The 3,310-nt window shown below is 55.1% G+C and carries 2 protein-coding genes; both read right to left on the bottom strand.

Going from position 1 to position 3,310, the window contains the following annotated elements:
• Positions 1-513 precede the first annotated feature (513 nt).
• Positions 514-1,803, bottom strand: a complete 1,290-nt coding sequence (locus tag AADEFJLK_RS26220) for an amidohydrolase family protein (RefSeq protein ID WP_103974150.1) — start codon at positions 1,801-1,803, stop codon at positions 514-516.
• Between the two features lie 310 nt (positions 1,804-2,113).
• On the bottom strand, positions 2,114-3,085 hold the full coding sequence (locus tag AADEFJLK_RS26215) for a CobW family GTP-binding protein (RefSeq protein WP_103974149.1): 972 nt from the start codon (positions 3,083-3,085) through the stop codon (positions 2,114-2,116).
• Positions 3,086-3,310: the final 225 nt, after the last annotated feature.

Genomic DNA, 3,310 nt, shown 5'->3' with positions numbered 1-3,310 from the left:
CCATGCCAAAACTCCACAACGCCAAGCCCAATGCCTGTGGCTTGCTGAGGGACGGAAAATGCATGGCAATCGTGTCGATCCATTGGTATAGTTCTGGATGGCGGGGCATGGCGGCACCTTCGGTAAACGGATGTTGATGACACTCATCAATTTACTCTCAACGCTTTGCCCCGTCACTTTTTAAAAACCTACACTTGTAAGCCCCAGCCCTCCCCTTCGCAGGGGAGGGAGCATCTTCCCCGTCGAACAGGCCAACCTGAGATTTTGGGTTAAGCGCGAGGTTAAAGCCCTCGGCAATGGCTAAAGACCATTGCATTCCACTGAGAGGCCGCCGTGAACGGAGTGCAATGGTCTTTAGCCATTGCTCGATGGCCTAACCGTGTATGCTAACCTTTAGCTTGTCGTTTGCTTAACGCCGGACTCTATACCATTATCTGGGGTGGGAGGGAGCGCGAGCATCTTGCCCGCCAGTTGCGGGCAAGATGCCCGCGCCCCAAAGTCCTGTGCTTGCGGTTACTTAAATTTATTCACCACCAACCGCCCGCCGGAGATGACCAGATCCGGGTATTCGAGCAATTTGAAACGCGCAAAAGCGTTGCCGCGTACGGCGACGACATCGGCGGGCGCACCTTTGCTTAAAGTGCCGAGCTTGTCTATGCCTAAATGCTTGCCCGCTTTAGAAGTGATGGCCTTAAACACATTCAGCACGTCGCCAAAATCAATTGACTCGCCGCTGGTCAGGTGCAGCAGCATCGCCATTTCTTCACCGTTAACTCCCCACGGCACGTTATCGTGGCCGATTTCCGAGCCGTAAAGGATTTGCGCACATTGGCCTGGGGTGGCGGCCTCGCAGTCGACGATTTTCGCGGCCAGTTGCATGATGTTGCTATGGATACCCAAGTGGGTACCGCTATCGGTACAGGAGGCCAAGGTGTCGACGGTGGAGACGAAGGTCAGTCCGGCGGTGTTGGCGGCTTGGTTGATAAGGGCGGCATCTAGCGGGGCGCAGGGGATATGGGCGAATTCGTCAACGCCCGCCACTAAGGCGCGTTCAAAGCCGATGTTTTCGCCGACGTGGGCGATGACACGGCGGACAGGACGGCCATTCTGCGGGTGGTGGGCTTCGTCGGCAATGGCGGTGGCGACGGCTTGCGGCAAGATGTCCCACGGTGTCGGCGGTACGGGGTTGCTGCCGTGCGGCTGCATCCACGGTGCGCCCGTTTCGCCGCCCGGTTCCAAGGCGATTTTAATGGCGGTAGCACCGCCGTCGACGAGGTGCTGGACGGCAGTCCGCGCCTCTGCCTCTGAGCCGAGGGTCAGGCCGATTTGATCATAACCGCCCGCGCCGCCGCCACTAAAGATATTCAGCGGATAACCGCCCGCCGCTTGAAGTATGGGGCCGACGCTCAATAAACGCAATTGTCCCGCACCGCCTTCTGGGGGCTGTAAGGGGCCGCCAGTGTCTTGGACGGTGGTGATGCCGTGTGCCAGTACTTGGTCTTTACGGACGTTCTGGAAGGTGATGTGGGCATGGGATTCGATCAGCCCCGGCACAATGGTCGCGTCGCCCATGGCGATTTTATTCCCGCACGACCCGGCTAAAGCGTCTTGGCTATCGACACGGGCGATTTTGCCGCCGTGGATTAATACGCCTGCGTTGCTGAGTAAGGTCTCGCCGTCAAATACCCGGTCGGCGGTCAGGAGCCGACAGCCCGCCAATGCGTCGGTCGGTAACGCCAACCCTTGCGCCAGCACGGCGGCGATGCCTAGGGTTTTGAGGGTGAGGTGCTGTGGTTTGGTCATCTGTGTTTCCCTTTAGTTAGCTTAGCTAGTTTGTTTGTTGTTATTAGGAGGCCAGTGCAGGGCGGCGGTCAGCCACCCTGCCGCTCGAGGGCATCCTAAACAAAAGCAGAAACTGTGCCGTAATATTATTTTACTTTATAAACAAGTTGTTATGTTTATTTTTCGAGAATATCAGTGGCGACTAAAAGTATCCAGTGTGGGATTTGCCAGAGGCAAGTGTGGCAAATGGCGGGCTTTCGACCTCTATTTTCACCACACCATTAACATTCCGGCAGGATTTATGGGTGGTCATTTATCGGCCACCCAACGTTTATGTCTGACTGCTTTGCAACATCTCCATAATGACTGTCGGTAACTCAGCGAGTTCGCCGTCGGTGATAAACACTAAGCGGCTGCGCCCGTCATCGCTGACTCTGGCGGGTATCCGAACGGGCGGAAAAAGGGTTTTGACCGCACCTTGCACAACCAGCGGATCACTTTCATTGAGCGTGTACACCAAGCCTTTCAAGCGGAGCAATTGCTTAGGATAAGCCATGAGTAAGGTTTCCAGCATCGCTTGTAAGCGCTCCCAAGCAAACGGCTGGTCAAATTGCAAACTGACGCTATAAAAATTATGTGCGGGGATAGATAACGTCTGTTGCAACCGATAACGCTCTGCATGACGAAAGGTCATGACTTCCGCCGGGTCAATAAGCCCGTTAACCGCTTGTAATGGGGTTATTGCAGGCGCTAAACGCGCCAGTTGCGCCAACAATCCGTCCATTTGGGTTTCGGTCGCCCTATCCGAATGGGTGATGATGATTTTATCTGCCCACGCTATTTGCGCTTGGGCTTCGGGAAAACGCGCCAACACCTCGGCGCCGTTCACCGCCGAAACCGTGGCAATCATACCTTCCAAACGGTAACGCGCGGCCAACCAACGCTGACGCAACAAGGTATCCAAAATGGGTTCCGGGTTGGCGACCCCGCTGGTTTCGATGAAAATGCACTCAAACGGTTTTTTCGGCTGCGCCTCCCAAGCCATGCGTAAGTTTTTTAACAAGGGCGTTAACACGTCTTGTACTTGGCAACACAAGCAGCCGCCCGCTAAGGTGCTTAAAGGGATGTTATGCGTCCTAAGCAATTGCTGGTCAATGGGGGTACTGCCGAATTCATTGACGATAATCGCCGGTAAGTGCGCGTGTGCCAGTAAGCGGTTAAGCAAGGTCGTTTTACCGCTCCCTAAAAAGCCGCTCAACACAATAACGGGAATACGGTGCTTTGCCGGGTTAGCCGTTTGCATGACTGGTTATCCTCTGAATAATTAGCTGACCCGGCAGGAAGCCCACACTGCCTGCCTTTCGGTTTCTGGTAAATTACGGCCTATGAACACTAACGCCGCCGCTGCGAGACAGGAGTCGAGTAGTCCCCAGAAGCGATAGTGCCTGAGTTTTCACGAAGCGAAGCGGAAGTGAAAATGCAGGCTATACGAAATCGCGTCGAGTCATTGGAGAGCATGTGAGCCACC

This window comes from Methylovulum psychrotolerans (genome assembly GCF_002923755.1).
GTDB classification, from domain to species: Bacteria; Pseudomonadota; Gammaproteobacteria; order Methylococcales; family Methylomonadaceae; genus Methylovulum; species Methylovulum psychrotolerans.
This window is presented reverse-complemented; position numbering and strand designations above follow the sequence as displayed.